Origin of the sequence: Rahnella sp. ChDrAdgB13 (assembly GCF_017655185.1) — a bacterium.
Taxonomy (GTDB): domain Bacteria; phylum Pseudomonadota; class Gammaproteobacteria; order Enterobacterales; family Enterobacteriaceae; genus Rahnella; species Rahnella contaminans.
Genome location: NZ_JAEMGT010000171.1, coordinates 1 through 4,011 on the forward strand (window position 1 = coordinate 1; position 4,011 = coordinate 4,011).

General features: G+C 43.9%; 3 protein-coding genes. 1 reads left to right on the forward strand and 2 read right to left on the reverse strand.

The annotated features are described in order from the left end of the window. Positions 1–122 precede the first annotated feature (122 nt). Complete coding sequence (locus J8X26_RS25940; RefSeq protein ID WP_208952430.1) at positions 123–1,886, reverse strand: EAL domain-containing protein; 1,764 nt, start codon at positions 1,884–1,886, stop codon at positions 123–125. A gap of 399 nt (positions 1,887–2,285) precedes the next feature. Between J8X26_RS25940 and J8X26_RS25945 the strand changes: the two genes are divergently transcribed. After that, positions 2,286–3,044, forward strand: a complete 759-nt coding sequence (locus J8X26_RS25945; RefSeq protein ID WP_152326896.1) for an EAL domain-containing protein — start codon at positions 2,286–2,288, stop codon at positions 3,042–3,044. Positions 3,045–3,113: 69 nt separating this feature from the next. Here the strand turns inward: J8X26_RS25945 and J8X26_RS25950 are convergent, their stop codons facing one another. Further along, positions 3,114–3,806, reverse strand: a complete 693-nt coding sequence (locus J8X26_RS25950) for a GGDEF domain-containing protein (protein ID WP_208952431.1) — start codon at positions 3,804–3,806, stop codon at positions 3,114–3,116. Positions 3,807–4,011: the final 205 nt, after the last annotated feature.

Below are 4,011 nucleotides of genomic sequence, written 5' to 3' on the forward strand. Positions count from 1 at the left end.
CAGAAAGGGAATTCAGGTTTAGCTTGTTTATTAGCCAGTTACTGGCGAAGGCGATCCCAGTCAGAGGAGCCAAATTAGAGACGCCCGCTTAAGGAAACTTAAGCGGGCGTTTTGCTTTCGTATTAAGACTGACTCTTATTTCTGTCGTGATACCAGACTTCCAAATCCCCTGCTCTCATCGGCCTGGCATAAACATATCCCTGCACTTCGTCACAGCCCAGTGCACGTAATATCTCTACCGTTTTGTCATCTTCCACACCTTCGGCCAGCACCACATAATCAAGTTGCTTAAGTAACCTGACAACGTTGCGCACAATGATGCGGCTGGCTTTATCGCTGGCAATCTTACTGACAATCGAACGGTCAAGTTTAATGATGTCCATAGGGATCTGACGCAGATAATTGATATTGCTGTAGCCCGAACCAAAGTCATCCAGTGATATTTTGAATCCGCGTAACTTCAGCATTTCGAGCCCGTTGAGAGCCGCCGGGCTTTCCAGCATTTTCTCCGTTTCCAGACATTCCACACCGAGTAACGCGGGAGTGAGTCCGGCGTTTCGCATTTTATGGTCGAGTTCATCCGCAAAATCTGGCCGCGAAAAATCGCTGGCGGCCAGATTAATAGAAACAGGCAGAGAAATACCCTGACCGCGCCACTGGCCTAACTGGGCGATAGCATGATCAATCACCCACCCCGTGAGTTCCCGCATCAGGCTGGTCCGCTCCACCAGCGGGATAAACAACCCGGGCAAAACCTCACCGTGCGTCGCGTGTTTCCAGCGCAGAAGCGCTTCGACGCCCGTAATCTGACCGTTCAGCAAAGAAACTTTCGGCTGATAAACCAGATACAATCCCCGGTCTTCGTGGAGTGCCTCTCTCAGACCCGTGAGCAGGCTGAAATCATTTTTCTTCCGGTTATCCAGCACCTCATCGTAGGTCATATACCGGTGCCCGTGACTTATTGCTTCATGCAAAGCACTAACAGCGTGACGCAGAATTTCACCCGGCGTCATAGCGTTATCACAACACCCTGAATCGCCGATATGAATATCCAAATCCAGCGGAACCTCAGGGCTGATTTTGGCCTGTATCCCCCGTAAGCGCTTGGCGACATTTTCGAGGGCCGAATTCTCTTTATCATGGGTGAAATAGGCAAACCGCCCCACTGCCACGGCGTAAAGTTGTTCGGTCAGTTGCAGCCGGGCCTGAAGCTGCACCGCCATGTCGCGCAATAAATTTTCCACGACGGTCATGCCCAATGACCGCGCCATTTCGTACGCAAACGGCATGTCGATACAGTCAATGATGACGAGTTTAAATGTGCTCTCTTTTGACACAAAGATATCTTTAAGCATCCGCTGCCGGTTCGGCAACAGTGTCACAATGTCGATATATCCGACGTTATGCCAGGACGCCAGAAAGCCCGACACTAACCCGGCCAGCTGTTCAAAAATATTGATCTGCTCGCCGGACAGAGTGCGCGGTTGAGTATCTAAAAGGCACAATGTCCCTACTGCGACCCCATCCTGCGTTTTGAGCGGGCAACCGGCATAAAAACGAACAAAAGGCGCCTCCGTAATGGCGTCATAAGTTTTGAAATCTGGATGCCGGTGGGTATCCGGGCAAATATACGTTTCGCCCTGTTCCAGCGTATTTGTGCAAAATGCTTCGCCGAGGTTCGTTTCCGTCACCGTCATATTCTGGGCTGATTTAATGTACTGTTTTTCATCATCCAGAACGGAAACAAAGCACATCGGCATATCGAGTAGCTGACAGGCCAGAAGTGTATATTTTTTTAACGCCTCGTCCCGAACCTCATCGTGGCTCTTAAGCAGGTTTATCGCTGCGCGCTTTTTACTTTCATCGCTGCGGAGATCAGTCAACATAGCAATACTCCGGTATAATGAGTCTTTTCTATTCTCTTGCCTGTGGTCATACCTTCGTTAGCCTGACAAAGGTGACAACATAGGCGTCACATCACATCCTATCGCCACATCATAAAGTTTCCCAGTAAATGTCGGCGGCAACTATGTCAGGCTGCCCACACCGTATTGTGAACAGGTTCCCTAATAAAAAACCCCTGCCGGCGGTCTGTGCGGGAATATCCGTCACGTGTAACTCTTGAAAATATTATGATTGCTAATGTTTTTATTCGTTTTTTAAAAAGATATAACGCTTAAAATCAGTCAATTAGATTTGTTTCATCGATCAATAGATATTTATCAATAGGTTTTATCATAGGAAAAATCGATCAATATGTGTTTATTAATTCGCGAAAGTGATCAATGATCACCTCTGCAAAATGGCGGACTTTTAAGGAGGAAATGATGTTGCGTTTAAATTTTCAAGTCTCATGCAAATTCAGATGTGAGCCTATCTATAGTGTCGGAGGTTTACTACACGCAGTCGAATTATTAACGGGCTTCGAAGGTGGATACAGCGGCGGAAAAATCGAACCTCAAAAATTTATCAGTTCCCTGGATACAAAATCTAAACACGAATTATTGCTAGCACAGCTAAATGAAATTAACGCGCGCTCCCTGTTTTTCAAACGTAATAAATTGCTTTGTTCCCTTAATATCGACCAAAGCATGGCAATTATGATACTCGAAGATCATCATATAAAAGAAATCCTGGACAGTAATGATTTTATAAGACTTGAAATATCTGAACGTTTTCCCAAAATAGATAAATTAGAAGGCAATATACTGGTAGACACTCTGTCCGGAAAATATAAATTATGGCTCGACGACTACGGTACTGATTTCAGCAATATAAATACTCTGAAGAACACTCAATTTGAATCAGTCAAAATAGATAAAAAATTCTTTTGGGAAAATGGTGATTCCGTCATGTGGCCAACCATTATTGATAATATCAATCAGTATTGCAACTCAATCATTGTTGAAGGTGTTGAAACCGGAACCCAGCTAAGAAACCTGCGATATAGCGGCGTCTCCTGTGCACAAGGTTTTCTATTCCCTTCCGTTCCCCTGGAAGATATCGAAATCCTGATACCCGGGAAAGGTCAAACTCATTTATAAATACGTTAACTTATCCTGTGGACAATAACGATAAATGAATCATCTGCCGCGGCGCAAAAAGCAACAATGTCAGGCGGCGGATTCACTGAGTATCATGGTCTTATTTTTCCCGCTCGTTTTAGCTTTATATAGCGCGTTATCAGCGGTTGCTATGGTTTCAAGCACAGATTGTATGTCATTGTGTTCAGCCAGGCCTATTGAAACGGTGACATGTACTTCATGGCTGTCTAACTTTATGTTGCTATCTTGGATAAGGAGCCTGATGTCTTCTGCTATCCTGGCCGCATTCGCTAAGTCAGCGTTTATAAAAACAATGAACTCTTCCCCGCCGTATCTGCCAACGAAATCATTGTCTCTGACATTTTCCTTCACAAGATAAGCAATTCTTTTAATGACTTTATCTCCAAAAGGATGCCCGAAGGTATCATTCAAATATTTAAAGTTGTCAATATCCAGCATGAGCACACAAAATTTCTCACCATAGCATTCATTCAGCGATTCAATATAGGCGTCAATACTTCTTCGGTTGTTAATCCCTGTAAGTGGATCCGTTTTTGAAGCCATTTTGAAAAACAATTCTCTTTTAGATAAATTAATTAAGTTATTTAAAAAAACATAGACCAGCGAGATATAAAGCAAACTGAGGATGGTTTTGATAATTGCGAGAGCCCAATAACCATTTTCGTTGAGCGCACTGACGTGCGTGAGCAGATTAAAGGCTTGCGCAATGCAGTATGCATATATTACATAACGGATCCGCATCCGCCCCCTGAGATTAAAAATCAGCAACATCACAAAATAAACAAGAGAAAACGCATCATAAAATGTCGATATTCCAAATAAAAACACAGTACTTATAATCAGACTTGCAAAGAATGTTGGATATCCGAAAACAATAAGAACCTATCCCAAAAGGAATTGTCAGTTAATAAGTAATGGCAATTTTTGAGGGAAGTATGGCAGGCAA